This window comes from Kitasatospora sp. NPDC093558 (genome assembly GCF_040683475.1).
In the GTDB taxonomy this organism is placed as follows: Bacteria; Actinomycetota; Actinomycetes; order Streptomycetales; family Streptomycetaceae; genus Kitasatospora.
On record NZ_JBFBDY010000721.1, the window covers coordinates 1 to 2,872 of the forward strand.

Annotated in this window: 2 protein-coding genes and 1 pseudogene; all 3 read left to right on the forward strand. The window is 72.9% G+C overall.

Annotation, left to right across the window (positions count from 1 at the left end; translation table 11 throughout):
• The coding region (locus AB0O00_RS34260; RefSeq protein WP_363658521.1) for a histidine kinase at nt 1-1,349 on the forward strand (1,349 nt) is incomplete at its 5' end.
• Nucleotides 1,350-1,430: 81 nt separating this feature from the next.
• On the forward strand, nt 1,431-2,099 hold the full coding sequence (locus AB0O00_RS34265) for a response regulator transcription factor (RefSeq protein ID WP_363658523.1): 669 nt from the start codon (nt 1,431-1,433) through the stop codon (nt 2,097-2,099).
• A gap of 566 nt (nt 2,100-2,665) precedes the next feature.
• Nucleotides 2,666-2,872: pseudogene (locus tag AB0O00_RS34270) on the forward strand (hypothetical protein); the annotation flags it as partial.

Consider the following 2,872-nt stretch of genomic DNA (forward strand, 5'->3'; position numbering starts at 1 on the left):
GCGCCCTGGTCGCGACCTTCGTCGCGAGCTGGGCGCTGTTCACCGTGACCGGCGTGCTGAAGGACGCCGGCTCGGTGTCGCCGAAGGCGATCGTCGCGATCTCGCTCGGCGGCTTCCTGATCACCGCGGTGCTGCCGGCGCTGTGGGGGCGCTACCGGGCGCAGCGCCGCGCGCTCCTGGACGCGCTGCGCGAGCGCAACGACCAGCTGGTGCGCGAGCGCGTCATGGTGGTGCACCAGGCGCGGCTGCGCGAGCGGCACCGGATCGCCCAGGACATGCACGACAGCCTGGGCCACCAGCTCGCGCTGATCTCGGTGCACTCGGGCGCGCTGGAGGTGGACCGCACGCTCACCGACCGGCAGCGCGAGGCGGTCGGCGTGCTGCGGCAGGCGGCGGTGGCAGCGATGCGCGAGCTGCGCGAGGTGGTCGGCGTCCTGCACGACGAGTCGACGGCGGTGCCGCCGGCGCCGGTCGCCGCGGGGGCGTCCGGCGGCCGGGGCGGGGTGGACGGGATCGCGGAGCTCGTCGAGTCCTCGCGCGCCGCCGGGGCGGAGGTGTCCTTCCGGAAGGAAGGGGAGAAGCGTCCGCTGCCCGCCGCCGTCGATCACGCGGCGTACCGGATCGCGCAGGAGGCGCTCACCAACGCGCACAAACACGCCCCCGGCGCACCGATCGCGGTCGCGCTCCGGTACGAGCCGGACGCGCTGGTCGTCGAGGTCACCAACCCCCGCGCGCCGGAGCTGGTGGGCGCGCGCGCCGGGTCGGCGCAGGTGGTCAGCGGCGGGCAGGGGCTCACCGGCCTGCGGGAGCGCGCGCGGCTGGCCGGCGGCATGGTGCACGCCGGGGCGACGCCCGACCAGGGCTTCCGGCTCGCGGCGATGCTCCCGTACGAGGGGGCCGCGGACGGCGCGGGCGCGGACAAGGCGGACGGGATCGAGGACTGGGTGCTCCAGGGCCTGCCCGCCGCCGAGGAGACCGGCCGTCGGCGCAGCCCGGCGCTGGGGTGCGCGGTCGGCGTGGTGGGCGTCGGGCTCACCCTGCTCGGACTGCTCGTGTGGGGCCTGTGGGTCTTCATCCAGGCCAGCGACGACGCGACCGTGAAGAAGGACGTCTACGACGGGGTCCAGGTCGGCCAGTCCGAGTCGGACGTGCTCGGCCGGCTGCCGCGCGGGACCGCCTGGCTGACCGAGGGCTTCGACAAGGGCGGGCCGCCCGCGCCGCAGGGCGCGCACTGCGTGTACTTCCAGGCCGAGGACTCGAAGGAGAAGTTCGGCGACGACAACGCGGTGCGGTTCTGCTTCAAGGACGGGGCCTTGGTGGACAAGGCGCACTACCTGGTGAACCAGTGACCGGGCTGGTCGAGGGGCCCGCGGGGCGGGATGTGAGGATGGTGCTGCTGCCGATTCAGCACCGTTGAGGGGATGACCAGCGTGATCCGAGTCCTCGTCGCCGACGACGAGCCGCTCATCCGGGCCGGGATCAGGATGATCCTCGCCTCCGCCGACGACATCGAGGTGGTCGCGGAGGCCGCCGACGGACGGCGCGCGCTGGAGCTCGCGCGGGCGCACCGGGTGGACGTGGTGCTCCTCGACATCCAGATGCCGGTCATGGACGGCCTGACGGCACTCGGGGAGCTCTCGAAGGCCGCACCCGGCGCGCGGGCCTTGATCCTCACCACCTTCGGTGAGCGCGAGAACGTCCTGCGCGCCGTGACCGAGGGGGGTGCGGGCTTCCTGCTCAAGGACACCGCCCCGGCCGAGCTCATCCAGGCGGTGCGCGCCGCGGCGAGCGGCAACGCCTTCCTCTCACCCGCCGCGACCAGGCACATCGTCGATTCGCTGGCCTCCGGGCGCAGTGGCTCGGCCGCCGCCCGCAGCGCCGAGGCGCGGCGCCGGCTGGACGTGCTCACCGGCCGTGAGCTGGAGGTTCTCGCGCTGCTCGGCGAGGGGCTGTCCAACGCCGACGCCGGCGCGCGGATCCACATGAGCGAGGCGACGGTGAAGACCTACGTGAGCCGGATCCTGGCCAAGTTGGGCTGTGAGAACCGGGTGCAGGCGGCGCTGCTGGCGCGGGACGCGGAGCTCGACGGCCGCGGCTGAGCGTGTCCTCGCGGTCGCGGAGCGTGTCAGGTGTGACGCACATCACTGAACTGCCGCGCGGAGTCGGGAACTTCGGATTTTTTGGTGACGGTCCGTCAGTGAATCATGACGGACCGTCGATAGTGCGCGCGGTCTGATGAATGGACAGGTGTGACCGAGCGCACGGGAATTGAACATCTGATCTTGAAAATCCGATCAAATGCGGTCCAACTGGACGCCCCTTCTTGATCGATACCGCCGGTAACAGTCAACTGACCTGCGTACCCGAAGAATTGCTTGCCGAGCCGGCCGAACCGCCCCTAGCTTCATTGGCGGCGCAACGAGCGCCACCCGGGTTCACCCCGACGCACGGCCCGCCGACTGACCTCCGGCGCGAGGGCCGTGCCCGCCGACGCGACCGGCCGTACCCAGGCCGGTCCGATGTCGTCGGCGAGCGGAGGTGGCCGAGACGGCACGGCACGTCCGACACGTGCCCCGCCGTCCATCGAGTGAGGCGAGCGAACCGGACCGGCCCCGTCCAGGGCCTGGTTCCGCCTGCCTGCCCGGGGCTTGTCGAGAGGATCTACATGAATCCCCGTCACGAGACCGCCACTGCCACCGACTCCACGACCTCCACCCCCGCCCCCGCCAAGCGCAACCGCCGGCGGATCGGGATCGTCGCGGGTGCCGCCGTCGCGGCCCTGCCGGTTGCCGGCCTCGTCACGGCCACCTCGGCCTCCGCCGCGCCCACCTCGGCCTGGGACGCCGTCGCCCAGTGCGAGAGCGGCGGAACC